The sequence below is a fragment of the Gammaproteobacteria bacterium genome (assembly GCA_013696315.1).
GTDB lineage: Bacteria > Pseudomonadota > Gammaproteobacteria > JACCYU01 > JACCYU01 > JACCYU01.
The window spans coordinates 1-26,509 of sequence record JACCYU010000216.1 but is presented as its reverse complement, the minus strand read 5'-3'; the positions used below and the strand labels follow the sequence as shown (position 1 = coordinate 26,509).

Sequence of the window (26,509 nt, the reverse complement as noted above, 5' to 3'; positions counted from 1 at the left end):
TCGAGGTGTTCATAATCGAGCAGGAATCCCAGCACGGTGCCATGCGCGCCGCACCCGAAGCAGTGGTAAAACTGCTTGTCCGGACTGACGGTAAACGAGGGCGTCTTCTCGGTGTGAAACGGACAACAGGCCACGTGCTCGCGCCCTTTTTTCTTGAGCGGCACGTACGTCTCGATGACATCGACGATGTCGGTGCGCGCGAGCAGATCGTCGATAAACTGCTGAGGAATACGGCTCACTACTGGTCAGACGCCCCGCCTTATTCGGATTAGGTCATCAACAACAGGCCGGTTTTACCGCGATCAGGCCGCCTGCCGCAGGTTGTCGATCAGTGATCCGAGCTCCGAAGCGATCGGCTTGATCAACCAGAAGCGATGCACAAAGCTGGAAAAACTCCCAGAATGGCCCGCCCCCAATCGCTATCGGTCTCCGTCACGTATTCGGTAAGCAGTTCCTGCAGATAATTGCGGTGTGCCTCCATGTTCTCTGGATCGATGCGATGAATTTCGATCAATTCATGATTGTATCGGTCGACAAAATTGTTGGCCCGATCCAGCACCAGTGCGAAACCGCCGGTCATTCCCGCGCCGAAGTTCAGGCCGGTCGCCCCAAGCGCCACGACCACGCCGCCGGTCATGTACTCGCAGCCGTGATCTCCCATACCCTCGACCACAGCGATCGCACCGGAATTTCGCACGGCGAAGCGTTCCCCGGCGATACCGGCGGCGAATAATTTGCCGCCCGTCGCACCGTACAGGCAGGTGTTGCCGATAATGGCGGCATCGACAGACTTGAACGCAGAGCCTTTCGGTGGTCTGATCACCAACTTGCCGGCCGCCATGCCTTTGGCCACGTAGTCGTTCGCGTCGCCTTCCAGTTCCATGTGCAGGCCACCCGCGCTCCATACACCAAAACTTTGCCCCGCGGTGCCGGTGAGCCGTACTGTTATGGGCGCGTCCACCATGCCGTAATTGCCGTATCGCCGCGCGATCTCGCCGGATATGCGCGCGCCGATGGAGCGATTTACGTTTTTGATCACATAGTGAAATTCGCCGCCTGTCTTGCGTGCGATAACCTCCGTCATGTCCGCGAGCATGCGTTCGGCCAGTTCGCCGCGATCGAAAGGGTCGTTATGCGCCTCAAGGCAGAAGCGCGGCTTGTCCGCGGACACGCCGCCATCGGCCAGCAGCGGCGTCAGATCCAGGCGTAGCTGCTTGTCCGTGGCGCCCTCGATAACCTCCAGCAGATCGGTGCGGCCGATCAGGTCGGTCAAGGTGCGCACGCCAAGCCCGGCCATCAATTCGCGTGTCTCTTGCGCTACAAATCTGAAATAGCGCATCACCATTTCCATCTGGCCCTTGAAGTGCTTCAACCGCAACACATTGTCCTGGGTCGCGACCCCGGTGGCGCAGTTATTGAGATGACAGATGCCCAGATACTTGCAGCCCATGGCGATCATCGGCGCTGTTCCGAACCCGAAGCTCTCGGCGCCCAGAATGGCCGCCTTGATCACGTCCAGGCCGGTTTTCAGGCCGCCATCCGTCTGCAAACGCACCTTGTCGCGCAGATCGTTGGCGCGCAGAGCCTGATGCGTTTCGCTCAGGCCCAGCTCCCAGGGGCTGCCGGCGTATTTCACTGAAGTCAGCGGCGATGCGCCGGTGCCGCCGTCGTAGCCTGCGATCGTAATCAGATCGGCGTAAGCCTTGGCGACCCCGACCGCGATCGTGCCGACACCGGCCGCGGAGACCAGCTTGACCGACACCAGCGCTTTCGGATTGACCTGCTTCAAGTCGAAAATCAGCTGCGCCAGATCCTCGATTGAATAAATATCGTGGTGCGGCGGCGGCGAGATCAATGCCACGCCAGGGCTTGAATAACGCAGTTCCGCGATCATCTTGTTGACCTTATGGCCCGGCAACTGTCCGCCCTCGCCGGGCTTGGCGCCCTGCGCGATTTTGATCTGCAAGACTTCCGCGTTCACGAGGTAATGCGGTGTTACACCGAAACGGCCCGAGGCGATCTGCTTGATTTTTGAGTTCTTGACACTGCCGAAACGTTTGTGATCTTCGCCGCCCTCCCCGGAATTGGAGCGGCCACCCATACGATTCATGGCTTCCGCCAGGGTCTCATGTGCTTCGGGTGAAAGCGCGCCCAGCGACGTGCCGGCGGAATCAAATCGCAGCGTGATCGCCTCGACGGCTTCGACGTCGTCGAGTGGTATCGGCGCGACATCTTCGCGCGGCTTCAAAAGATCGCGCAGGACGGTAACGGGTCGTCCGTTAATGAGATCGGCGAAAACGAGATACTCCGCGTAATCTCCGCTCAAAACCGCTGCCTGTAACGCATGCACGACATCGGGATTGTAGGCGTGATACTCGCCACCGTGGATGTACTTGAGCAAGCCGCCTTGCCGGGGGCGGGCGCGCGGACTCCACGCCTGCTCGGCCAGGCGCCGCTGATCCTGTTCGAGCTCGGGAAAACCGCTGCCCTGAAGGCGGCTTGGTGTGCCTTCGAAACAGAGTCCGACCACCTCGTCGTGCAGACCCACGATCTCGAACAGCTGCGCGCCGCGGTAGCTCGCGATGGTGGAGATTCCCATCTTGGATATGATCTTGTACAGCCCCTTCTTGATCGCTTTCCGGTAACTTTGCGCCAGCGCATGCGAGCGCCTGTCGACGATTTCGCCGTTCTCGATCAGGCCGTGCAGGGATTCGTATGCGAGATAAGGGTAGATTGCCGTAGCACCGTAGCCGAGCAGGACGGCGAAGTGATGCGGGTCGCGAGTGGTGGCCGTTTCCACCACGATATTGGCCTCGCAGCGCAATCCCTCACGAATGAGACGATGATGTACCGCGCCGGTGGCCAGCAAGGCGTGCATGGGCAGTTTGTCGGGCGCGATCCCGCGGTCGGACAGCACCACAATGTTGTTGCCCGCGCGCACCGCCTGAGCCGCCTGCTCGCCCACCGCACGGATGGCGATTTCCAGCCCGCCGGCAACGGAATAATTAAGATCGATAACCACGCAGCGATAATGGGCGTCGTTCAGCGCGGTCAGGCGCCGGAATTTTTCTTCCGTCAGCACAGGTGAATCCAGGATCAGGCGCATGGCGTGCTCGGGAGTCTCCTCGAACAGGCTGCGCTCGCGCCCGAAGCAGGTTTCCAGCGACATGACAATGCTCTCGCGCAATGGGTCGATCGGCGGATTTGTCACCTGCGCGAACTGCTGGCGGAAGTAATCGTAAAGCGAGCGCGGCTGCGCGGACAGTACCGGCAGCGGCGTATCGTCGCCCATCGAGCCGACCGCCTCCTGGCCGGCCTCGCCGAGCACGCGCAGCACCTGATCGCGTTCCTCGAAGGTGACCTGAAACATCTTTTCGAAGCACGCCAGTGTTTTGGCGTCGAAAGGCTTGCTGGACAGAGGCTCCTCGGCCAGCGAAGCGGCGATGTTGCGCGCATGCAGGTTCAGCCACTTGCGGTAGGGGTGGCGCGACTTGAGCCGGGCATCGATATCGGCCGGCAGCAGCAGCTCGCCGGTTTGCGTGTCGGCGGCAATCATCTGTCCGGGCTTGAGCCGTCCCTTGGTAATCACGTCTTCCGGCGAGTAGTCATACACGCCGATTTCGGAGGCTAACGTGATGTGCCGGTCGCGCGTGATCACGTATCGGGCGGGGCGCAGGCCGTTGCGATCCATGACGCACGCGGCGTACCGGCCGTCCGTGAGCACGATGCCGGCGGGACGATCCCAGGCTTCCATGTGCATGGAATTGTATTCATAGAACGCGCGCAGATCGGGATCGAGATGACTGACGTTCTGCCACGCCGGCGGTACGAGCAACCGCATCGCGCGGAAGATGTCGACGCCGCCCGCCAGCAGAACCTCCAGCATGTTGTCCAGACTGCAAGAATCGGAGCCTGACATCGATACCAGCGGCGCCAGTTCAGTCATGTGCGGAAGAGCGGCGCTGGCAAGACCTGGCGTTCGCGCCCGCGCCCACAGCCGATTGCCCCGAATGGTGTTGATCTCGCCGTTGTGCGCCAGAAATCGGAAAGGTTGCGCGAGTCGCCACTGCGGCCAGGTGTTGGTGGAAAAGCGTTGATGGAACAGGCAGACCGAAGGGCCAGTCGTGGGTCCTCCAGATCGCGATAAATACGGGTAGGTTCTCAGGTAGTACCAAACCTTTGAACGAAAACACGCGCGTGGACAGGCTGGGGACGTAAAAGATTTCGTCTTGAGGATCAATGGCCTGCTCTGCGCGCCGCCGGGCGACGAAAAGGCGGCGCTCGAACTCGTCTGCCTCCGTGCCCTCCGCCGCATTCACGAAGATTTGCTCGATTACCGGCAGTGTTTTCAGCGCCTCGTCACCGCACGCGCGCGAATCGGTGGGCACCTGTCGCCACCCCGCAAGTTCCAGCCCTTCATTGCTGATCGCCGCTGTAAGCTCATCGCGTGCCGCGGCGGCCAACACCGGATCCTGGTTAAGAAATATGATGCCGCTTGCGTACTGCGCGCCCAGGTTGATGCCCGCGTCCCCGGCGATTGCGCGCAAAAACTGATCCGGCTTTTTCATTAACAAACCGCAGCCGTCGCCGGTCATGCCGTCGGCCGCCATCGCGCCGCGGTGAGTGAGGCGCTCCAGCGACTTGATCGCGGTTTCGGCCAGCCAGTGACTTGGCTTGTCATCCATGTGCGCGATCAGGCCGAAACCGCAGTTGTCACGTTCGAATTCGGGGCAATAAAGCCCGGCGGACCGACGGGTGTGCATCAAGGTCATGGGAGCGTCTCGTACGAAATGCTCGGCACAGCGCGTGCGTAAGACTGCATGCCAGGCACGTTGCGAACTGAACCGGGTTGATCTGGCAGTATAGGGCCGCGCCCGGAGACGTTCAATTCGCCCGATTTGTCCTCAGCGTCGATTGATCGCGAGTTAATGCTGGCCCGGTCGTCCATGGGCAACCGGCCGCAGCGCTCAAGTGGCGCCGTGAGGATTAAAGATACGGCTGTGCTCCGTGAGTGCGTATCGATCTGTCATGCCGGCGATATAGTCGGCCACGACTCGTGCGCGTGCCGACTTGCCTGCCGCCTGCTGGCGCCGTTCGGCATTGAGCCGCTGCGGGGTCGGCAACAGCTGCGTGTCGTCCATGAACGCGGCAAACAGGTCCGTCACGACCTGCCTGGCTTTCACGCTCATGCGGTGCACCCGATAATGCCGGTATAACGTCTTGCGCAAAAACGTCTTGAGCTGCTCGTCTTCGGCGTGCGTATCGCCGCTGAAGGCAATCAACGGCTCGGGGTGTGTCCTCACCGCTTCGATGCCAGTGGGCGCGGCAGCCTCGAGTCGGCGGCGGCTGTTTTCAATCAGATCAACGACCAGATGATTGATCATGCGACGCACGACTTCGTTGACGACGCGTCGCGCCTCGAGGTTCGGGTAATTTTTCTTTACATCGTCATAAGGCTCGCCAAACAGGCGAATTTCTCGCAACGGGTCGATGTCGATCAAACCGGCTCGCAAACCGTCGTCGACATCGTGGTTGTTGTAGGCAATCTCGTCGGCCAGGTTGGTAAGCTGCGCCTCCAGTGACGGCTGTCGCCTGGCGATGAATCGCTGCCCGACTTCCCCCAGCGCATGCGCGTTTTTAAGCGAGCAATGTTTGAGAATGCCCTCGCGGGTCTCGAAGGTTAAATTGAGTCCCGGGAACTCGGCATATTTCATCTCCAGTTCGTCGACTACTCGTAGCGACTGAAGGTTATGCTCAAAACCGCCATACTCGGCCATGGACTTGTTGAGCGCATCCTGTCCCGCGTGGCCAAAAGGCGTGTGCCCGAGGTCGTGGGCCAGGGCGATGGCTTCAGCCAGATCCTCGTTAAGACTCAGCGCGCGTGCGATTGAACGGGCGATCTGCGCCACTTCCAGAGAATGGGTCAGACGCGTGCGAAACAGATCTCCCTCGTGATTGACGAATACCTGCGTCTTGTAAACCAGGCGCCGGAAGGCGGTGCAGTGGATAATGCGATCCCGATCCCGCTGGAATTCGCCGCGGTAAGCGGGCGCGGGCTCATGGAAACTTCTGCCACGGCTGTTTTTCTCAGAGACGGCGTATGCCTCCAGTACATTGTTGGCGCGTGTATTGCCCAGACCTGCGCTAGCCTTTAGTTCACTCACGATCGTAGTCTTCGAGCATGGCCGCAAGTTCATCAAAGGGGAAATCGGCCGTAACTACGGCGTCGCCTAGCCCGCGCAACAACACCAACCGCAATTTGCCGTCTACGGATTTTTTGTCGGCACGCATGAGATCCAGAAACCGCGCGCGCGGGATTCCCGCGGGGGGCCGGGTGGGCAGGCCGGCGCGTTCGATCAGGTTCCTCGCTCTCTGCACGTCGCCGTTAGCGATCCAGCCCAGCCGCTGCGATAACGTCGCCGCCATCACCATGCCGCAGCCTACCGCCTCGCCGTGCAGCCATGCACCGTAACCGAGCCCGGTTTCAATCGCATGTCCGAAGGTATGGCCGAGGTTGAGCAGCGCCCGCTGGCCGCTCTGTTCGCGTTCGTCCGCGGCTACAATTGCCGCCTTGCTTTCGCAGGAGCGGCGAATGCAATGGGCCAGCGCCGCTGCATCGCGCCGCATTAGCCCCTCCAGGTTCGCTTCAAGCCATTCGAAAAACCCTGAATCACCTATCAGGCCGTACTTTATTACCTCGGCGAGCCCGGCGCTCAGTTCCTTGTCTGGCAGCGATTGTAGTGTGTCGGTATCGATGATGACGCAGCGCGGCTGATGAAAGGCCCCGATCATGTTCTTGCCCAGCGCATGATTGACGCCGGTCTTGCCACCTACGGATGAGTCCACCTGCGCGAGCAAGGTAGTGGGGATCTGGATGAAATCCACTCCGCGCTGATAGCTCGCCGCGGCAAAGCCGGTAATGTCCCCGATTACGCCGCCGCCAAGTGCGATCAATGTCGTGCCGCGATCGTGCCGTTTTTCGAGCAAGGCTGTGAATATGGCGTTTAACGTTTCCAGAGTCTTGAACTGCTCGCCGTCCGGGAGGATTACGGTATCGGCGGAATCTGGCAAGGTCGACATCAATGCCGGCATGTAACGGGACGCGACCGTATCGTTGCTCGCCACCATGATCCTGCGGCCGCGGATATGCTGCTTCAAAAGGGTGCGGTTATGTAGCAGCCTGGCGCCGATGTAGAGCGGATACGAACGTTCTTCAAGCTGGACGGTTAAGGTTTCCAACGCTTCGACTCGTTGCACACCGGTTTAAGACTCAAATCGGCAAATGTTTTTCCGGCAAGCACCGGGAGACTCCAGCTGTCGCAGCAATGCGTCGGTGACAATCGGAATGCTGAGGTTGTCGGTGCTGACAACAATATCGGCGATCTGGCGATATAGAGGATCGCGTTGATCAAACAGTCGCGACAATTTTGCCCTTGGATCGGTGTCGTACAGCAGCGGTCGGTTGCGATTTCTTGCGGTGCGTCGTAGTTGCGTATTCACGGTGGCGCAGAGATAGACAACCAGACCCCGCATCTGTAACCAGTCGCGATTGTGTGTCAGCAACACCGCGCCGCCGCCGGTAGCGAGCACGATTCCCGCTTGCCGGGAAAGCTCGTCGATAACGCGGCTCTCGCGCTCGCGAAATCCGGCTTCGCCTTCAAACTCGAAAATGGTCGCAATATCGACGCCGGTACGTTGCTCCAGCACCTTGTCGCTGTCCCAGAACGGGCGCGTCAGCTTCGACGACAGTTTGCGCCCGATCGAGGACTTGCCCGCACCCATGGGGCCAATCAGAAATATGTTGTCGGTCTTTGACATGCATTGGGAAGCGTCTGCTAATTACGGCAGAGCATATGCCAACACGGGTCTTGAGTGAACCTGCTGAATGGCCGACACAGTTGAATCCACGTCACTGAGTGTAAACGGTAGCTGGCGCTACTCAGGTTGTGGTAATTCTGCGAACGGCAGCGTTTCGGCCGCCCTTAGCGGGCGAGCCAGAGACTGTCGCTGATAACCCTGGGGGTCACGAAGATCAATAACTCGGCCTTGTCGCTGCTGTTTCGATCGCTACGGAACAGCCGTCCCAGCAAAGGGATGTCTGACAAGAATGGAACGCGGCTGGCGCTTCTCGTCTGCCTTTGTTCGTAAACCCCGCCCAGCACCACGGTCTGACCGTTATCGACCAGTACCTGAGTTTCAACGCTTCTGGTGTCTATGGAGGGCTGAGTGCCACCCAGACCTGATGGGACTAACTGGCCGACTGAATCGTTGCTGACCGCCAGGTCCATAATGATTCGATCGTCGGGTGTGATCTGCGGAGTCACGTTCAGGCTCAGCACGGCTTTTTTGAACTCTGTTGTAGGCGCGGTGCCAACGCCTCCCCCTGTCTGATATGGAATCTCCACACCTTGTTCGATACGGGCAGCGTTCTGATTCGAGGTGATGACCTTGGGCGTGGAGACAATCTCCGCGCGACTTTCGGCCTGCGCCGCCGAGAGCTCCAGTTCGAGCAAGGTGCCGAACGGCAGTTTCGCGAGAGCAATGCCGATGCTGCCGGCAGGGTTGGCGACTGGCAGATTGACGTTCAGCCGGTCATTCAGCTGCAGGTCATCGTCGTTGATCAACTGCGAGGCGCCATCTAGACTCCCGGAGACTGCGGTACTGGTGCTGCCGTCATCGTCCAGACTGGATGCGCCGAAGCGCACGCCCAGCTCCTTGCTGAAATTGTCCGAGGCAATGACGATACGCGATTCGATCAACACCTGCCGGACGGGAATATCCAGCCGGTCCACCAGGCGACGAACCTCACCAAGCTTGGCCGCGGTGTCCTGCACGAGCAATGCGTTGGTGCGCGTATCGACACTGACATTGCCGCGCTCGGAAAGCAACGAGTTTTCGGGCGCCTTCAGCAAGGCCGCGATATCCGCGGCGCGCGCATAGTTGATCTGTACGAATTCTGAGCTGACCGGCGCGAGTTCGCTTACCTGTTGCTGCGCCTAGAGCTCGAGTTTTTCTCGTGCCGCGATTTCCTCCGCCGGCGCGACCAGCATGACATTGCCGGTGCGGCGCACATCCAGACCTTTGGTTTTGAGTATGATGTCCAGCGCCTGATCCCACGGCACGTTCTTGAGCCGCAAGGTGAGGTTGCCCGCTACGCCATCGCTGACAACGATATTCAGGCCGGTGAAATCCGCGATCAACTGCAGCACGGAACGAATCTCGATATCCTGGAAATTCAACGAGAGGCGTTCGCCCGTGTACTCGTCGGAGCCACGTACGCCCTGTTCGTCTTCAACGATCGGCTGCACCTCCACGGTATAGAGGTTGCCGGACTGGTACGCCATGTGTTCGGATTTCGGTGCGGCGTCGATAACCATGCGCACGTTGTTACCGGATTGGAATGCATCAATTGACTGCACGGGTGTGGCGAAGTCCACGACGTCCAGCCGCCGCCGCAGTTCGTCGGGCAATGCGGTGTCCGCGAAATCGATCAGAATCTCGCCGGCTTGTACACGCAAGTCGATCGGAATGTCGGGCTGCGTGAGCCCTATGAGTATGCGGCCCGCGCCAGACTCGCCACGCCGAAAGTCGACGTTTGTGATGCCGTTACCCGCCACTGGCTGAATTAGAGAGCTGGCGGCATACGGTGTCGGCTGTGTGGCAGCCGTGGCGATATTCGCACCACCGCCGAGAGTTACCAGCACCTCATTTCCAACGACCTCGGTGCGATAATTCACTAATTTCGCGAGCTCAATGACGACGCGCGTGCGATCGTTCGCCGTAACGGTGTGAACGCTTCTGGCTACGCCGATGTTGATATCCCTGGACCGCTCGTTAACCTGCGCGGTGGTGTCGGGAAAGTCCAGTGCGATGCGAGCCGGGTTATCGATGGAAAACGTTGAAGGTTTCGAAGGCGTGCTGCGGAAGCGCAGAGAAAGCTGAATTTGTTCGCCGGTCAGGGAAGCGAAGGAGACGGACTCAAGCGTGTTACCGGCGGCAAGGGCAGGCAACGCAGCCGTCAGGCAGAACACCGCCCCGACCATTAGCGTCGCGCCCATCAGCAACTTGCGCGCCCACGATGCCATCGTATCTTCGGTCACTTCCTTATAACCAAACGCCTGCATCGTTCGGCAAAGGGTGGGGGTGCGCATGTCTAAGACCTCATAGCCGTTTGTTTGGATGCTTACTTATTCAAATTTGCCGTCACGCGCGTGGTTCGTCTGGTGGAATGACTGCCCGCGGTTTATTCGCTGAGTGCAACCATACTTTCGCGCTCCCGCCAGCCACCGAAGCCGTCAGGGATGATCTCCATGATCTTGATGTTCCCGTCGGTGATATTCGTAACCTGACCGCTGTTCTGGCCGAGGTAATGACCTTCCATCACGCGCTGAACAGTCGTGTCCGGAGTTTTTATAAGCGCCCATAACTGCCCACTTTGTTCCAGCGTGCCGACCATCCTGAGCGTATCCAGCGGAAAGCCTTCTAAAAACTCTGTCGGACGATTGGGGTCTGGTGAGAGACCATTACTCGCGGTCTGCGCGCCGGTGGAATCAGGCTGGCGCGCGATAACGCTCGCATCGAAGGGATCACGCAGCCCCTCTGCCTGATAGTCAAATTTTTCGTAGGGCTTGATTTCGGGTAATGCTTCGATACCGGCGGGTTTGCGTAGCCTGATCTCCGCTACGTACGTCTGCAGATCGTGCATATCACGACCGCACCCTCCAAGCAGCAGACTGACAAGAACTGTCGCACCGAGCGCTGCTACGGGGGGGTGTCGAAAGGTCGTTGAGTTCATGTCACTCTCCGTCTTCCAGATAGCGGTAGGTCTTGGCCGTCGCTTCCATGGTCATTAGTGCGCCGGCTTGGCCTGGCGATAGCGCGATGTTGTGCAGCGTCACGATGCGCGGCAAGGCCGCGATGCCACTCGCAAACTTGCCGAATTCGTGGTAATGCCCACGTACGCGTAGCTGAATGGGTTTTTCCGCGTAAAAGTCCTTTCTAAGCTCCGAGCCGGGCTTGAATAAATCGATTTCCAGTCCGCTCGCCAATCCTGTCTGCGATTTATCGACGATAAGGCTGGGAACCTCTGTTTTGCTGGGCAACTGACGAAGCATGGCGCCAAAAGAGCGGCGCATGTCTTCGAGCTGACCTTTGTACAATTCAAGAACTGAAGCTGTTTCTGCGTATCGAAGTAATAGCCATTACCCGCGAGTGCGGCGCATAGCACAGCTATTGTGCCGGCCTTAATCGGCGCGGGCGCCCTGGCCAGAGTCTTCAGGTCGATACTGTTGATAGCAGGAAACTTCATAACCCCGGTTCCTGCCCTACGTTTTGTGCGCCATCCTGCTTGGCTTGCGGCGAGGACTGATTGGCCTGCAGGGTGAAATCGCTAATCCGCGAAATTTCATCCTGACTGGCTTCGATCACTTCCAGCCGGGCGTCTGCCAGCCAGCCGGAGGCGTCGATTCTTCGCATGTACGCCGATACGCGCGCGTTCGATTCCGCTTTACCCGTGATGGCCAATTCATTGTCGTTTTGCTTGACGGAGGTCAGATAAGTGCCGTCCGGCAACGTGCGTGCGAGCTCATCAAACAGGTGTACTACACTGGGACGGGTGGCCTGCAGGCTGTCGATTACATTCATGCGATCCAGCAGCGCCTTCTTCGTCGACTCCAGCTGTTTAATGTCGGCGATCCGTTCATCCAGTATCTTGATTTCACTTGCCAGATACTCGTTTCGACGCTCCTGGAACTCAATCATCCCGTTGACGTGAATATGCGCATAAAGCACCAGAATGCCCGTTAGCACAGCGGAACACGTGATGATGGAGATGAACTCGCGTTGCTGTTCCTTGCGCCGTAACTGACGCCAGGGCAGTAAATTAATGTGTGCCATAGCGGTTTAAGCTCGCGGCAAACATCAGTCGAAGCTTCTTAAAGCCAGTCCGCACGCGACCATCAGCGACGGCGCGTCTTTAGCTAGGCTCTTGGGACTTAAGCGGGAAGCGAGGTACATGCCGCTGAACGGGTTCGCTATAACCGTGGTAATGCCCAACAACTGCTCGATGGTTTCGTCAATCGCCGGAATAGATGCGCAGCCACCCGCCAGGACAATGTAATCCACGGTTGTGTACTGGCTGGCAGAGTAAAAGAACTGCAAAAACCGGCTCGACTGTTGTGCGAGGATTTGTTTGAACGGCTCAAGCACGTCGCTCACATAGTCGTCAGGCAGCCCGCCCTGTTTCTTGGCCATCCCGGCCTGGTCGTATGTCAGGCCATAGCGATGCATGATTTCCTCGGTTAGTTGCCGCCCACCGAAAGGCTGCTCGCGGGTGTAAATGAGCTTCCGGTTGTGCATCACGCTGAGGCAGGTCATGGTCGCGCCAATGTCGATCAGCGCGACGCTCTTGTCGCGGCCTTCATTGGGTACCTGGTGCAGAAGCAGTGAAAATGCGTTCTCAATCGCATAGGCCTCAACGTCCATGACCTTGGGCGTAAGCCCCGCCGCCTCGGCGGCGGCCACGCGCAATTCGATATTCTCTTTGCGCGAAGCCGCGAGCAGCACGTCCACTGTATCGGCGTTATTCTCAGTGGGGCCCAGCACTTCGAAGTCCAGATTGACTTCTTCCAGTGCGAAGGGAATGTACTGATCCGCCTCGATCTGGAGCTGCGACTCCATATCATCGTCCGTCAAGCCAGCGCGCATGGTGATCACTTTCGTAATGGCTGCCGAACCGCTCACGGCCAGCGCGCAGTTTTTGTTTTTGGCGCCCGCGCGCTTAATCGCCTGGCGAATGGTCTCGCCGACCGCAGCGACATCGGAAATAGCCTTCTCCACGATGGCATTGGGCGGCAGCGGTTCCACTGCATGATGTTCGACCGTGAAACCCCTGGCCGAGCGGCTTAACTCCAACAGTTTGACCGACGTGGAGCGGATGTCGATGCCCAGCACGGAGGATTGCTTACGTTTGAAAAGAGACACACAATATCCTTGTACGCGGGGACGGTTACAAAACTATTCGGCGCAATCTCAGTCGGAGTCGTAACCTTTCACCTGAAAAATACTACCGTTAATTCCGTAACTTGTGTTCACCATATGCGAGGAGATTTATACCGTTCATCCTGCCGTGCAGGATCAGTTTTCGACAACTCGTTTTAATCCCGCATGCGCATATTGCTGATGTTTCTGCGTTTTGGTGTGGTTCTGGCGGCGGGCTTCGCCACCTTTGGTGCCGCTGCCATGCTTGGCGCGTATCTTTATCTGGCGCCCGGGCTGCCCTCCGTCGCATCCCTTAAAGATATTCAGTTGCAGACGCCATTGCGGGTCTACACGCGGGAAGGCGAACTCATGGCGGTGTTCGGCGAAAAGCGGCGCAAACCGCTGTCGCTCCAGCAAGTGCCAATGCTCATGCAGCGCGCATTCCTGGCCGCCGAAGACGATCGCTTCTACACGCACCCCGGCGTGGACTACCACGGTTTGCTCCGAGCGGCGTGGCAGTTGCTGAGCACGGGCGAAAAGCAACAGGGCGGCAGCACCATCACCATGCAGTTGGCGCGAAATTTCTTCCTGACCAGCGAGCGTACGTATGAGCGCAAATTGCGGGAAGTCTTTCTGGCGCTGAAAATGGAGCGGGAGCTGCCCAAGCACGAAATCCTGGAGCTCTATCTCAACAAGATCTATTTGGGGAATCGTGCCTACGGAGTGGGCGCCGCCGCCGAGGTTTATTACGGCCTTGATGCGCGCGAACTGAATTTGAGCCAGATCGCGATAATCGCCGGTCTGCCCAAGGCGCCGTCCATTTACAACCCCATCGCGGATCCGGCGCACGCCATTGAGCGTCGTAACTATGTGCTGCAACGCATGCACGACCTGCATTTTATTGACGATAAGGATTATCAGATCGCGCTCCGGCGGTCCGGGACGGCGCGTCTGCATGATCCGGCCGTGGCTTCGAAAGCGCCATACGTCGCGGAAATGGCTCGCATGGAAATGACTTCGCGGTTTGGCCTCGACGCTTACACCGGGGGCTACAAGGTTAAGACTACGGTCAGCGCCGACAAGCAACGCGCGGCGGCCGAGGCATTGCGCGCGGGTCTGGAAGCATACGACAAGCGGCACGGGTACAGGGGAGCGGAGCAGCGTATCGGGCCGGATATGCTGGCGGACAGGAGTGCCTGGCGAAGCGTGCTCGCGGATTGCCCGCCGGTTGCCGGGTTGGGCGCCGGGCTGGTGATCAACGTCGGCGAAAAGTCAGCCAAGGTTTATGCCGGTGGCGGGAAACTGATTACGCTGAGCTGGGAAGACCTGTCGTGGGCGCGGCCCTACATCAATCAGAATGCGCAAGGCGGTACGCCAGACACCGCTGCCGATGTGCTGGCGCGGGGCGACATTGTACGCATCGTGCAAAACGAGAAGGGCGGATGGGGGCTAACTCAGCTGCCGGATGTATCTGGCGCACTGGTGTCGCTCGATCCTCGTGACGGCGCGATCGTGGCGCTGGTCGGCGGTCTCGATTTCAACCAGAGTAACTTCAACCGGGCAACACAGGCGTATCGCCAGCCCGGTTCAGCGTTCAAGCCGTTCATCTATTCCGCCGCGCTGGAGCATGGTTTCACGCCGGCGAGCACCATAAACGACGCGCCGGTCGTATTCGATGCCTCGGGTCTGGAAAACATATGGCGCCCTGAAAACTACGGCGGCACATTTTACGGCCCCACGCGCATGCGTGTCGCGCTGGCGCAGTCCCGCAACATGGTGTCGATTCGATTGCTCAGCAGCATGGGCCTGAGCGCCGCGATGGATCACATCTCGAAGTTTGGTTTCGATGCCAGCCGCCTGCCCATGGATTTATCGCTCGCCTTGGGCAGCGGTTCGGTAACGCCACTCGAACTCGCGGCGGGGTATGCCGTTTTCGCCAATGGCGGTTTTCGCATCTCACCCTATCTGATTGAAAGCATCAAGACCGTGGGAGGCAAAACGGTATTCCGGGCGAATCCTCCGGCTCTGTGCGAGAGTGCCGCGTGTCAGCCGGGGGCCGCGCCACCCCTAAGCGCTGACAACGGCACACTCGCCGTGATGAGCCCGGCCAAAACTGCGACTGACTCAGCGGCGGTCGCGGTGCAACGGGCAGACGAGCGACGCGATACGGTCATTTACCCGCGAGACTTCGCGCCAAGAGCGTTGCCGGCCGCCAATGCGTATCAAATGGTCAGCATGATGAAGGATGTGATCAGCACCGGCACGGGCGCCAAGGCAATGGCGTTAAATCGGACCGACCTGGCGGGCAAGACCGGCACCACCAATGATCAGCATGACGCGTGGTTCAGCGGTTATAACACCAGGCTGGTTACCACAGTATGGCTGGGTTTCGACAACCCGCGACCAATGGGTGACGTCGAGGTGGGAGGGGCCGCTGCGTTGCCCGTCTGGATTGATTATATGCGGGTCGCGTTGCGGGACATTCCTGAAAGCAACCTGCCGCAGCCAGCCGGCATGGTGACAGTGCGCATTGATCCGCAAACCGGGCTGCTGGCAAGCTCGGTCAGCGACGACGGTATTTTTGAGACTTTTCGTTCCGACCAAGTGCCCAGGCGCGGCGCAATGGCGCCGGCGCCGGTATACGGCCGGTCAGAGCAGCAGCCCGTTGAGGTGCCCGAGCAGTTGTTTTGATCGCGTAACCCGACTGACCGTCATCGGGACAAGCCACACGGAGCGAACTGAACCACTTTGCGCCCCCCAGTCAGTCCTAACCGCATAACGCCATGCATGATTCCCGTGAAAGTCGTCTGCGCGCCTGCATCGCACAGGAAGCCGCGCGTATCCTGCTGGATGAGGGCGTCGCGGATTACCAGTTCGCAAAACTCAAGGCCGCGGAGCGGCTGAGCGTCGCGAGCGGGCAACCCTTGCCGGGCAATCGCGAGATCGAGCAGGCAGTGTACGAGCATCAACGTCTGTTCTACACGCGAGGATATCAAAATGACGTATGGTCGCTCAGGCGCGTGGCGATTTCCGCCATGCGACTGCTGGAGAACTTCGAGCCCCGCTTGACGGGCGCGGTGCTCAGCGGCACGGCGGGCAAGCATTCGGACATTGACCTGCACGTATTCGCCGACGCCGTAGAAGAGGTGTTGTTCGTACTAATGGATGCCAGTGTGCCCTACGATGGCTTCGAGCGGCGTCTGCGGCATGGCCGCGACGTTGATTACTACCGGTGTGCGTTTTGCAATCAGCGATCATCGGGTCGAGGCCGTGGTGCTGCCCTACGATGCGTTGAAGCGCCCACCGTCAAGTCCGATCGACGGCAAGCCGATGCGGCGGGCTAGTATTCGGCAGGTTGAAGAGTTGATCGAAGAGAATTCAGATGCGGATCAAAAAGACGCGGTGCCGCAAGGTCGTCCGGCATGATAAGGGCGGCTTAGATCATGCACCGAGTCAATCAGGACCTTGACGTGGTCGGGGTTGATATCCGGGTGGATACCGTGACCCAGATTAAAAATGTGCCCCGGACCACGGCCGAATCCGGCCAGAATTTTGGCCGCTTGCGCCTTGATGCGTTCGGGTTTCGCGTAAAGCGCGCACGGGTCGAGATTGCCCTGTAGCGCGACTCGATCGCCCACCTGCCGGCGCGCCGCGCCTATTTCCACCGTCCAGTCCAGCCCGAGGGCGTCGCATCCCGTATTTGCCAGCGCCTCCAGCCAGGCGCCGCCGCCTTTGGTAAACAGTGTGACCGGCACATGCTGACCCTGGTATTGACGGTGAAGCTGATCAACCACTCGCTGCATGGGCGCGAGCGAGAATGCGTGATACGCCTCTGTGGAAAGCACGCCGCCCCAGGTGTCGAATATCATGACGGCTTGTGCGCCCGCGCCAATCTGCGCGTTAAGATAGCCTGCGACGCTGTCCGCGGTGACATCCAGCAGATGCTGCAACGCCTCGGGCTGATCGTAGAGCAGCGCTTTCACGTTTGAGAATGTCTTACTGCCGCCGCCTTCCACCATATAGGTGGCGAGTGTCCACGGGCTGCCGCTAAACCCGATCAACGGCACTTTGCCGCTGAGTTCGCGCCGCGTCATGCGCAGCGCCGCCATGACATAATCCAGTTCCTGTTCGGCGTTCGGCACCCGTAGCCGTCGGATGGCCGCCACATCTCGCAACGGCCGTGCTAGCCTCGGCCCTTCACCTTCGACAAAATAAAGGCCCAGCCCCATCGCATCGGGAATGGTTAATATATCGGAGAAGATTATCGCCGCATCGAGGTCGAATCGCGCGAGGGGTTGCAGTGTTACTTCGCACGCCAGCTCGGGCGTCTTGCATAAGTTCAGAAAACTCCCCGCGCGCTCGCGTGTCGCACGGTATTCAGGCAGATACCGCCCTGCCTGGCGCATGATCCAGATCGGCGTAGCGTCCACCGGCTCGCGCCGCAGGGCGCGTAACAGACGGTCGTTTTTGAGTTCAGCTGTTGCGGTCACTGCATGCACGTGGTCGATGATGGCGGGCTCTTTCGCGTATGCGCAGGAAACCTGCCGCTAGCGCGCGCTAAAGGCGACCGATGAAGCCGTGGCAATGTCATCGAGATAAGCCAGGATGCCTTCAGCCGCCTCCCGGCCTTCGAATACGGCAGTCACGACCAGATCGGAGCCACGCACCATATCTCCCCCCGCGAAAACCGCCGGATTGTTCGTTTGAAATTTATAGCGCTGCGACCCCGGTGCGAGCACGCGGCCACCTGCGTCGAGGTCAATCCTGTGTTCCTCGAACCAGGGCGCGGGGCTTGGGCGAAAGCCAAACGCGATGATAACGCGATCAGCCGGGATTATCTCATCGGACCCCGTTACCGGCTCCGGCCTGCGGCGGCCGCGCTGATCCGGCGCGCCGAGCCTGGTGGTGACGACTTTGACGCCTTCTACCCGGCGGCTGCCTACGATCTCGACAGGTTGCCGATTAAACAGGAATCGCACCCCTTCTTCCCTGGCGCTGCCCACTTCGCGCCGGGAGCCCGGCATGTTCACTTCGTCGCGTCGATAAATACAGCTCACCGATGCCGCGCCCTGCCGTATGGCCGTACGGTTGCAGTCCATGGCGGTATCGCCGCCGCCGAGCACGACCACTCTTTGATCCCGCATGTTGATGAATGCGTGACCGTCGCGCTTAATCTTTAGCAGGCGGTCGATGTTGGAAATGAGATACGGCAATGCCTCGTGCACGCCGGTCAAATCTTCGCCGGGGAAGCCGCCCTTCATTGAGGTGTAAGTCCCCATGGCCAGAAACACGGCATCGTATTCGTCGAGCAGTCGCTGAAAGGGCAGATCGCGCCCGATCTCGACATTGAGCCTGAACGCCACGCCCATCTCTTCCATGATCTGGCGGCGAGTGCGCACGATTTCCTTATCGAGCTTGAATGGTGGAATGCCGAACGTCAGCAGGCCGCCGATCTCGGTATAACGATCGAATACAACAGGCTGCACGCCGTTGCGAACGAGCACGTCGGCGCATCCCAGGCCCGCCGGGCCGGCGCCGACGATGGCCACGCGCCGGTCGGTCCTGACCACGCCGGACAGGTCCGGCCGCCAGCCGGCCTTGAGCGCTTCATCGGTAATGTACTTCTCGATCGCGCCGATCGAGACTGCGCCGAAACCATCGTTCAAAGTGCACGCGCCTTCGCACAGACGATCCTGAGGGCATACGCGGCCACAGACTTCGGGCAGACTGTTGGTGCGGTAAGCCATCTCGGCGGCTTCGAACAGATTGCCCTCTTCGATAAGTTTCAGCCAGTTGGGAATGTAATTGTGAACCGGGCATTTCCACTCGCAATAAGGATTGCCGCAGCCGAGGCACCGCGCGGCCTGCGCCTTGGCGGCGGCGCGGTCAAACTGGGCGTAGATCTCCCGGTAATCCTGGATGCGCACCTCGACCGTGGTTTTATCCGGGTCCCGTCGGGGCACCTCCAGAAACTGCATGGGATTGGGCATACACGTGACCTTTAGGGCTGACTTTGGCGAGTCAGCCCTGCGAAAACAGCAAAATAGCGTATCGCAAGTAAGGCGTCGGGCCGGTTGCGCGCTAGCGGGAGGACAGGCGCGTCTTGACCTTCGCGCTGATCGTCGCCAGGTCAGCACGACCCAGCACTTGCGGTTTAAGCTGCGCCATGACTTTGCCCATGTCCCGTAAATTGTTGGCGCCGGTTTCGGCGACTGCCGCCTCGATCAGGCGCTCGATATCCGCGTCGCTCAGCGGCGAGGGCAAATAACCCTGAATGACATCGAGCTCGAAGCGTTCCACCGCCGCCAGATCGTCTCTAGCGGCGGCGTCATATTGCACGATGGATTCGCGTCGCTGCTTGACCATCTTGTCGAGAATCGCCAGCACCTGAGGGTCGTCCAAGGTCGCGCGGGTGTCGACTTCACGCTGTCTGATGGCGGCCAGCATCAGCCGGATCGCGCCTAGGCGTCGCTTGTCCCGCGCACGCAGCGCGGTTTTCATGTCTTCGCTGATCCGCTCGGTCAGGCGCGCTGACATAGGCTCTAGTACCTGCAACTATTGCCGGATCAGTACAGCCGCTGCTGGCGGGTTACTTCTCTGGAGATGCGCTTTATATGCCGTTTCACCGCTGCCGCCGCCTTGCGTTTGCGTACCGTGGTTGGTTTTTCATAAAACTCGCGGCGACGTACTTCGGTCAGTACGCCCGCTTTCTCACACGCGCGGCGAAATCGCCGAATGGCGACATCAAAAGGTTCATTCTCTTTAACGCGGATACTAGGCATATCGATTAATCTAACTCCAGCCGACTCGCGGACTTTGTGCGGGTAAAAGGGACGCGATTATAGTAGCGTTCCGCCAAAAAACCAAAGTATGACATTTACTCATGGGCAAACAGGTCGGTTCAGATACAAACGGGCGCGCTACGCCACTGCGCGTGCTGGGCATCGAAACATCCTGTGACGAAACCGCGACAGCCGTGGTCGATGCGGGCATTGGTCTGCTGGCGCATCGACTCTACACTCAAGGCCGCATGCACGCGGACTACGGCGGCGTGGTGCCGGAGCTGGCCTCACGGGATCACGTGCGCAAGACAATTCCGCTTGTCCGCCAAGTGCTCGCCGATGCCGGTCTGCGACCTGTTGACATTGGCGGCGTGGCCTACACCGCCGGGCCGGGCTTAATGGGCGCGCTGCTGGTCGGCGCATCGATCGCGCGCAGTCTGGCGTGGGCCTGGGACGTACCGGCAATCGGCGTGCACCACATGGAAGGTCATCTGCTCGCGGCAATGCTTGAGGCGCGCCCGCCGCGCCCGCCGTTCGTGGCATTGCTCATATCCGGCGGCCACACGATGCTGGTGAAGGTCGACGCGGTGGGCCGCTATACCGTGCTCGGCGAAACGCTTGACGACGCGGTCGGCGAGGCTTTTGATAAGACGGCCAAACTTCTGGGACTGGGCTACCCAGGCGGCCCCGCCCTTGCGCGCCTGGCTGAGCGCGGCAACGCCCGGCGGTTCCGCTTTCCCCGGCCGATGACCGATCGCCCGGGACTGGACTTCAGCTTCAGCGGCTTGAAGACCTACGCGCTCAATACACTTGCGCAGTCGGATAATAAGCCCGATACCAGGGCCGATATCGCGGCCGCGTTCGAACTCGCCGTGACCGAGACGTTGAGCATCAAATGCAGGCGCGCGTTGGCCGAGACCGGGCTTAAACGTCTGGTGGTGGCCGGCGGCGTGGGCGCGAATCGCCGCGTACGCGCCACGTTGAGCGCAATGGCCGCCTCGCTGGGCGCGGAAACATTTTATCCGCGGCCCGAATTCTGCACGGACAATGGCGCCATGATTGCCTACGCGGGCATGGTGAGATTACAGTCGGGCCAGCGAGATTCGCTGTCAATCGCGGCGCGTCCGCGCTGGCCGCTGACGGAGTTGCACAACCCGACTGGTGCCGCCTAACCGCTGCTGCCGATTTTCTCTTCCGAGCCTTCCAGCAACTGAGAGATGTTGCTGCGGTGCCGCCAGATAATGATGGCCGCCATGATAACCGTTGCCCAGCTAAACCACGCGGAGCCGGTCATGATCAGCATGTATACCGGCGCCATGAGGCTGGTCGCAAGTGCGGCCACCGACGAAAACCGGGTGGTGCTGGCGACCAGCAGCCAGGTCGCAAAGGCGGATATGCCAACCAGGGCATGCACACCACACAGGGCGCCCAGACCAGTCGCTACACCCTTGCCGCCCTTGAAGCCGTAGTACACTGGAAAGACGTGACCGCAGAAGGCCGCCAGCGCTACGGCGCCGATCACGCTATCGTCCAAGCCAAGACCGCGCGCCGCCACCACGGGCGCAAGCCCTTTAATAACGTCGCCGCAGAAGGTGATGCCGGCCGCGCGCCGGCCGCCCGCTCTAAGCACATTCGTGGCGCCGGGATTGCCGGACCCGACGGTTCGCGGATCGGTTGCTCCCAGCAGTCGGCACGCAATGATGGCAGTGGAGATGGCGCCCAGCAGGTAGGCTGCGATGATCAGTAGAATAGAAATGAACATGACGCTTCGGCAAATTGACGATTTCCTGTATCGACCATAATAACCGACCCGACCCTGTATGCGTGCCTGGCCCGCGCATTCCATGCTGAGCGTGACCACAACCGGGCGCGGGCCAGATCTGGTTATGTTGCACGGCTGGGGCCTGAATTCCAGTGTCTGGTCGGCGATGCTGCCCGCGCTGGAAAGCCGCTGGCGGGTCACGTGTATCGATCTGCCCGGCCACGGCGGCAGTTCCGCGCGCATCGACCTGCGCGATCTCGATGCCGTGTGCACCGCGCTGAATCTTGCCGCGCCGCCCCCGCGGGCCGTGTGGCTGGGCTGGTCAATGGGCGGACTCATCGCTACCACCCATGCGTTGCGCTACCCTGATCGAGTCAGCCGGCTGATTCTGGTCGCGAGCCAACCGCGTTTTGCGCGCGCGGCTGACTGGCCGCACGGCATGGCCTCAAAGCTGCTGGATGATTTCGCCGCAAGCCTTGAACGTCAACCAACGGATACGCTCGCGCGCTTTCTGGCCCTGCAGGTGCACAGAAGCGAGCACCCTGCGAGCACGTTGCGAAGCTTGCGCGCGGCGATGTCCCTGTACGCGCCGGACCGGGACTCAGTCAACGCCGGGCTGAGTTTGTTGCAAGCGGCCGATTTGCGCGCGGAACTGCCTTTGCTAAGTTGTCCGTTAAGGTTAATTCTTGGTGAACGCGATGTGCTGGTGCGCGCCACCGCCGGGCCCGCCGTAGCCGCTCTTGTTAAAAGCGCACGTCATCGCGTTATCGGCGGCGCGGGGCACGCGCCGTTTCTGTCGCACGTCAGCGAATTTAACAACGTGCTGGAGGAGTTCCTTGACGACTGAGCCCCTACCCCATCATCTGGATAAACGACGGGTGCGCCGCGCGTTTGAAGGTTCCGCGGCGCGCTACGACGATTTTGCGGTGTTGCAGCGGGAGGTAGCCCGGCGTCTGCTCGAGCGTCTTGATGTGTTGCGGGTAAAGCCCGCTACGATCGTGGATGTAGGGGCGGGCACCGGCCATGCGACTGGCGAGCTGTTGCGCCGCTATCGCGGCAGCCGCGTACTCGCGCTGGACGTGGCGATGGCGATGCTTCGCAAGTCGGCGCGCACGGGCAACTGGCGGCGCCGGCCATCACCCGTATGCGGCGATGCGGAATTTCTGCCGCTGGCCGACGCCTGCGTGGACATGATCTACTCCAGCCTCACCCTGCAATGGTGCAACGATCTAGAGCGCACGCTGCGCGAAATGCGGCGCGTACTGAAACCCGACGGCGTGCTGCTGTTCACCACCGTGGGTCCGGATACCCTCAAGGAACTGCGGGCCAGCTGGGCGGAAGCTGACGCCTTCGCACACGTCAACGGCTTTATCGACATGCACGATGTCGGCGATGCGGTGATGCGGGCGGGCTTCGCCGATCCCGTCATGGAGATGGAAATGATGTGCCTCACGTATCGCGGCGTCCCGCAGCTGATGCGTGAGCTGAAGTGGTTGGGCGCCCGCAACAATATGCATGGCCGTCCGCGCGGTCTGACTGGCAGGCAGCGTTATCGGCGCGCGGAGCAGGCCTATGAAAGATTCCGTACGCCGGAGGGTATGTTGCCCGCCAGTTACGAGATCATTTATGGACTGGCCTGGGCGGCCGGCGCGCGGTTAGGCGCGCGCGGGACCGGCGGAGAAACCCTGATACCCGTAAGTCATATAGGGCGGCGCACCCCATAGGAGAGCATGAATCACCGGCAGTTTGTGTGTAATTGTTTGGCATTTCACTATTGTCTGAAATAACGGCTTCCGGTAGCATCGCTTCGTGACAACCGTCCATACCGCGAGCCGCAGATGAGTGTCACGCGCGAGCAGCCACGCGCAAACGACGTGCATTTCGTCATCAGGCCCAACACGTCGCTGTCATGGCGCGGCAACCAGTTATTTTTCGCTGGCATGGTGGTAATTTCATTTGGTATCGCGGGGTTTTTCGCCGCTCAGGGTCTGTGGATGATGCTGCCCTTCGCAGGCCTTGAGATGCTGATCCTCGGCATCGGTTTGTATCGATGTTGCCTCAGGTGCGGCTGGCGGGAAGTGGTGTCCATCGACGGGCAGGAAGTGCGCATCGCCGTCGGCAGAAGCACACCGGAACGCGCCTGTTCATTCCAGCGTTGCTGGGCGCGGGTGATTCTAGACAAGGCTGCGATCAATGGATATCCAAGCCGGCTGTTTATCCGCTCCCACGGCTTGCAGGTTGAAATAGGCGCATGTCTGGTGGACGAGGAACGGCACTCGCTTGCGGCCGCGTTGCGCGCGGCGTTATGAGCAGGCCCAGGCACAGCGCAACGCGGTGGTTTGCCACTAGGGGTCACGCCTTGCATGGCAATTGCATACTACGGCCGTGTACATCGATCGACGTGCATCGATCGATGTGTACTGACCAATGTGTATCGACGATGGTTGTTGTACCGCTGACCAGCAAGCCGTATCAGGCTTAATGGAGATTAATAAACGTAAGCAAGCTCCGGAGGAACAGGGCATGGCCCGATGGAAGTTCGATCAAGCCGTGGCATGGCTGGCTGCAATCCTGCTGCCGCTATTGTCCGGTTCCGCGGCGGCGCTGCCCGCCTCTAACATGCCACGCGGCGTAACCGAGATCAGCCGTGAGGTTTATGGGCTGCACATGCTGATTTTCTGGATATGTGTAGCCATCGGGGTGGTCGTCTTCAGCGCCATGCTGTATTCGATTATCCGGCACCGGCGCTCCAGGGGCTATAAGGCCGCGCAGTTTCACGAGAGCACCACGGTGGAAATCCTCTGGACCATCGCGCCATTCGTCATCCTGGTCGCAATGGCGATACCCGCCACCAACACCCTGATTGCGATGGACGATACCAGCGACCCGGACATGACCATCAAGATTACGGGTTACCAGTGGAAGTGGCATTACGACTATCTCGATCATAAAATCGATTTCTTCAGCACCCTCTCTACCCCGCGCTCACAGATTTTCAACCAGGAGGCTAAGGGCGAAAATTATCTCGTCGAGGTCGATAACGAAGTGGTGGTGCCGATTGACAAAAAGATTGTTCTTCTGATGACTTCCAACGACGTTATTCATTCGTGGTGGGTGCCGGAGCTAGCGGTGAAGCGAGACGCGTTGCCGGGCTTTATCAACCAGGTCTGGACCCGGATCGATGAACCCGGCGTTTATCGCGGCCAGTGCACCGAGCTGTGCGGCCGGGATCACGGGTTTATGCCGGTGGTGGTGCGGGCCGTCGAGCAGGCGGAATTCGATAAGTGGGTGCAAAGGCAGAAAAGCGGCGGTCAGGGCCAGCAGGTAAGCCAGGCCGGCCTGTAAATTCGTATACTTCGCGCGACACCCCGCCACGATACACTTTACACAGGAGCCATAGCATGAGCGCCGTACCACACGACGACCATCATCACGAGCAACATCCTTACTGGATCAAGCGCTGGCTGTTCACCACCAACCACAAGGACATCGGCACCTTGTACTTGTGGTTCGCGATGATCATGTTCTTCGTCGGCGGCGCGATGGCGATGATCATCCGCACCGAACTGTTTCAACCCGGTCTGCAATTCGTGGATCCGCAGTTCTTCAACTCCATGACCACCTTGCATGCGCTGGTCATGATATTCGGCGTGATCATGCCCGCGTTCACGGGGCTCGCCAACTGGCTGGTGCCAATGATGGTCGGCGCGCCTGACATGGCCTTGCCGCGGATGAACAACTGGAGTTTCTGGATTCTGCCGTTCGCCTTCGCGATGTTGCTGTCCACGCTCTTTATGGAGGGCGGTGCGCCGGCGGGCGGCTGGACCATGTATCCGCCGTTATCCCTGCAGACCGGCGCGGCGTTTCCGTTCCTGATTTTTTCCATCCATTTTCTGGGCCTGGCTTCGATCATGGGGGCCATCAATGTCATCGCGACCATTCTGAATATGCGCGCGCCCGGCATGAGCTTGATGAAGATGCCGCTGTTCGTGTGGACGTGGCTGATCACGGCCTATCTAATCATCGCCGTCATGCCGGTGCTGGCCGGTGCCGTGACCATGATGCTGACCGACAAGTTTTTCGGCACCAGCTTTTTTAACGCGGCGGGCGGTGGCGACCCGGTACTGTTCCAGCACATTTTCTGGTTCTTCGGGCACCCGGAGGTCTACATTCTGATTCTGCCGTCGTTCGGCGTAATCTCCAGCATCGTGCCGACCTTCTCGCGCAAGCCGCTGTTCGGTTACAGCTCGATGGTGTACGCCACGGCCTCTATCGCCTTTCTGTCGTTTATTGTCTGGGCGCACCACATGTTTACCGTGGGCATGCCGCTTGGCGGGCTGTTGTTCTTCATGTTCGCGACGATGCTCATCGCGGTGCCTACCGGCGTGAAGGTATTCAACTGGGTCGCCACTATGTGGCGCGGCTCGCTCACTTTCGAGACGCCGATGCTGTTCGCCATCGCGTTTATCGTGCTGTTCAGCATCGGCGGTTTCTCAGGGTTGATGCTGGCTATCGTGCCGGCGGACTTCCAGTATCAGGACACGTATTTTGTGGTCGCACACTTCCATTACGTGCTGGTGCCGGGCTCCGTCTTCGCCATCCTGGCGGCCGTTTACTACTGGCTGCCGAAATGGACGGGGCATATGTATAACGAGAGTCTCGGCAAATGGCACTTCTGGTTGTCGGCGATCTTCGTCAACCTCACCTTTTTCCCCATGCATTTCGTGGGGCTGGCGGGCATGCCGCGCCGCATTCCTGACTACGCGCTGCAGTTCGCCGATTACAAAATGCTGATCAGCGTCGGCGCGTTTGGCTTTGGGCTGGCGCAACTCCTGTTCCTTTACATCGTCGTGCAGACCATCCGTGGCGGCGAGCGCGCGACCAGTCAGGTGTGGGACGGGGCACGGGGTCTGGAATGGACGCTGCCCTCACCCCCGCCTTATCACACATTTGAAACCGCGCCCGTGGTGAAATAGAAAGGTGGCGC

General features: G+C 59.8%; 20 protein-coding genes and 3 pseudogenes. 8 read left to right on the top strand and 15 right to left on the bottom strand.

Features of this window, described 5'->3' with window-relative positions; all coding sequences use genetic code 11:
- The 10 genes and pseudogenes from dnaG to H0V34_12705 all read right to left on the bottom strand — a co-directional run.
- Positions 1–239, bottom strand: a 239-nt coding sequence (dnaG, locus tag H0V34_12750) for a DNA primase (protein MBA2492515.1), incomplete at its 3' end; no start/stop codon positions are given.
- A gap of 63 nt (positions 240–302) precedes the next feature.
- Positions 303–4,763 (bottom strand): annotated as a pseudogene (gene gltB, locus H0V34_12745) (glutamate synthase large subunit).
- 204 nt (positions 4,764–4,967) lie between these two features.
- The gene (locus H0V34_12740; GenBank protein ID MBA2492514.1) at positions 4,968–6,197 is read right to left on the bottom strand and encodes a deoxyguanosinetriphosphate triphosphohydrolase; all 1,230 of its coding nucleotides are present in this window, start codon (positions 6,195–6,197) and stop codon (positions 4,968–4,970) included.
- The gene (gene aroB, locus H0V34_12735) at positions 6,157–7,239 is read right to left on the bottom strand and encodes a 3-dehydroquinate synthase (protein MBA2492513.1); all 1,083 of its coding nucleotides are present in this window, start codon (positions 7,237–7,239) and stop codon (positions 6,157–6,159) included. Before aroB ends, H0V34_12740 begins: the two co-directional genes overlap by 41 nt.
- 24 nt (positions 7,240–7,263) lie before the next feature.
- Positions 7,264–7,818, bottom strand: a complete 555-nt coding sequence (aroK, locus tag H0V34_12730; GenBank protein MBA2492512.1) for a shikimate kinase AroK — start codon at positions 7,816–7,818, stop codon at positions 7,264–7,266.
- A 164-nt stretch (positions 7,819–7,982) separates the two neighbouring features.
- A pseudogene (locus tag H0V34_12725) lies at positions 7,983–10,058 on the bottom strand (type IV pilus secretin PilQ).
- Between the two features lie 185 nt (positions 10,059–10,243).
- A complete protein-coding gene (locus H0V34_12720) occupies positions 10,244–10,795 on the bottom strand; it encodes a pilus assembly protein PilP (GenBank protein ID MBA2492511.1) in 552 nt (183 codons plus the stop codon).
- A gap of 1 nt (position 10,796) precedes the next feature.
- Positions 10,797–11,308: pseudogene (locus H0V34_12715) on the bottom strand (type 4a pilus biogenesis protein PilO).
- Entirely contained in the window at positions 11,305–11,895 is a 591-nt protein-coding gene (locus H0V34_12710) for a PilN domain-containing protein (protein MBA2492510.1), read from the bottom strand. The pseudogene H0V34_12715 and the gene H0V34_12710 overlap by 4 nt, the downstream one beginning before the upstream one ends.
- A 24-nt stretch (positions 11,896–11,919) precedes the next feature.
- Entirely contained in the window at positions 11,920–12,981 is a 1,062-nt protein-coding gene (locus H0V34_12705; GenBank protein MBA2492509.1) for a pilus assembly protein PilM, read from the bottom strand.
- Positions 12,982–13,164: 183 nt separating this feature from the next.
- Here H0V34_12705 and H0V34_12700 point away from each other — a divergent pair, with 183 nt between their 5' ends.
- Together H0V34_12700 and H0V34_12695 are read left to right on the top strand one after the other, a co-directional pair.
- Positions 13,165–15,669 (top strand): penicillin-binding protein 1A, encoded by a 2,505-nt coding sequence (locus tag H0V34_12700; GenBank protein ID MBA2492508.1) that lies wholly within the window; start codon positions 13,165–13,167, stop codon positions 15,667–15,669.
- Between the two features lie 92 nt (positions 15,670–15,761).
- Positions 15,762–16,322, top strand: coding sequence for a hypothetical protein (locus H0V34_12695; GenBank protein MBA2492507.1), 561 nt, complete (start codon positions 15,762–15,764; stop codon positions 16,320–16,322).
- 45 nt (positions 16,323–16,367) lie between these two features.
- Here the strand turns inward: H0V34_12695 and hemE are convergent, their stop codons facing one another.
- The 4 genes from hemE to rpsU all read right to left on the bottom strand — a co-directional run bounded on the left by hemE (position 16,368) and on the right by rpsU (position 19,760).
- A complete protein-coding gene (gene hemE / locus H0V34_12690; protein MBA2492506.1) occupies positions 16,368–17,468 on the bottom strand; it encodes a uroporphyrinogen decarboxylase in 1,101 nt (366 codons plus the stop codon).
- A 57-nt stretch (positions 17,469–17,525) separates the two neighbouring features.
- A complete protein-coding gene (locus H0V34_12685) occupies positions 17,526–18,968 on the bottom strand; it encodes an FAD-dependent oxidoreductase (protein MBA2492505.1) in 1,443 nt (480 codons plus the stop codon).
- A gap of 91 nt (positions 18,969–19,059) precedes the next feature.
- Positions 19,060–19,515 (bottom strand): GatB/YqeY domain-containing protein, encoded by a 456-nt coding sequence (locus tag H0V34_12680; protein ID MBA2492504.1) that lies wholly within the window; start codon positions 19,513–19,515, stop codon positions 19,060–19,062.
- A 29-nt stretch (positions 19,516–19,544) separates the two neighbouring features.
- Positions 19,545–19,760: a 30S ribosomal protein S21 gene (gene rpsU / locus H0V34_12675; GenBank protein ID MBA2492503.1), complete on the bottom strand. Its 216-nt coding sequence runs from the start codon at positions 19,758–19,760 to the stop codon at positions 19,545–19,547.
- A gap of 146 nt (positions 19,761–19,906) precedes the next feature.
- Here rpsU and tsaD point away from each other — a divergent pair, with 146 nt between their 5' ends.
- Positions 19,907–20,932: a tRNA (adenosine(37)-N6)-threonylcarbamoyltransferase complex transferase subunit TsaD gene (gene tsaD / locus H0V34_12670; protein ID MBA2492502.1), complete on the top strand. Its 1,026-nt coding sequence runs from the start codon at positions 19,907–19,909 to the stop codon at positions 20,930–20,932.
- Here the strand turns inward: tsaD and plsY are convergent.
- Positions 20,929–21,522: a glycerol-3-phosphate 1-O-acyltransferase PlsY gene (gene plsY / locus H0V34_12665; protein MBA2492501.1), complete on the bottom strand. Its 594-nt coding sequence runs from the start codon at positions 21,520–21,522 to the stop codon at positions 20,929–20,931. The genes tsaD and plsY overlap by 4 nt on opposite strands.
- 82 nt (positions 21,523–21,604) lie before the next feature.
- Here plsY and bioH point away from each other — a divergent pair, with 82 nt between their 5' ends.
- The 5 genes from bioH to ctaD all read left to right on the top strand — a co-directional run bounded on the left by bioH (position 21,605) and on the right by ctaD (position 26,498).
- Positions 21,605–22,369 (top strand): pimeloyl-ACP methyl ester esterase BioH, encoded by a 765-nt coding sequence (gene bioH / locus H0V34_12660; GenBank protein ID MBA2492500.1) that lies wholly within the window; start codon positions 21,605–21,607, stop codon positions 22,367–22,369.
- Positions 22,359–23,246 carry a malonyl-ACP O-methyltransferase BioC gene (gene bioC / locus H0V34_12655; protein ID MBA2492499.1) on the top strand — a complete coding sequence of 296 codons (888 nt, stop codon included), beginning with the start codon at positions 22,359–22,361 and terminating at the stop codon, positions 23,244–23,246. Before bioH ends, bioC begins: the two co-directional genes overlap by 11 nt.
- 114 nt (positions 23,247–23,360) lie before the next feature.
- Positions 23,361–23,831: a DUF2244 domain-containing protein gene (locus H0V34_12650; protein MBA2492498.1), complete on the top strand. Its 471-nt coding sequence runs from the start codon at positions 23,361–23,363 to the stop codon at positions 23,829–23,831.
- A gap of 214 nt (positions 23,832–24,045) precedes the next feature.
- Positions 24,046–24,867 (top strand): cytochrome c oxidase subunit II, encoded by an 822-nt coding sequence (gene coxB, locus H0V34_12645; GenBank protein MBA2492497.1) that lies wholly within the window; start codon positions 24,046–24,048, stop codon positions 24,865–24,867.
- Positions 24,868–24,923: 56 nt separating this feature from the next.
- The gene (ctaD, locus tag H0V34_12640; protein ID MBA2492496.1) at positions 24,924–26,498 is read left to right on the top strand and encodes a cytochrome c oxidase subunit I; all 1,575 of its coding nucleotides are present in this window, start codon (positions 24,924–24,926) and stop codon (positions 26,496–26,498) included.
- Positions 26,499–26,509: the final 11 nt, after the last annotated feature.